Raw genomic sequence first — 272 nt, forward strand, 5'->3', positions numbered from 1 at the left:
AATTTTTGCAACTGTTGATAAACTTCGAATAGCTAGAAATAGAAATACTACTCCAATGTTTGTTATGCCAGTTATATGTAGATTACTTTATAGTACAGGAATGCGCATTAGTGAGGCACTGTCTCTTAAAAATGAAGATTTGGATTTTCATAAACGACTTATTTATATAAACAGAGCTAAAAATGGGCAACAAAGATTGGCTGTTATGAACGATTCTTTATTGTCAGTTCTAAAAGAGTATAGGACATTCAGAAACTTTATCCCAATTCATG

General features: G+C 31.2%; 1 protein-coding gene. It reads left to right on the plus strand.

All coding sequences use genetic code 11. The features are described 5' to 3' along the window. Positions 1–272: tyrosine-type recombinase/integrase (locus SCA31_RS23475; protein WP_410699424.1), on the plus strand; the 272-nt coding region annotated here is incomplete at both ends.

The sequence above is a fragment of the Chryseobacterium sp. SIMBA_028 genome, from assembly GCF_046535285.1.
In the GTDB taxonomy this organism is placed as follows: Bacteria; Bacteroidota; Bacteroidia; order Flavobacteriales; family Weeksellaceae; genus Chryseobacterium.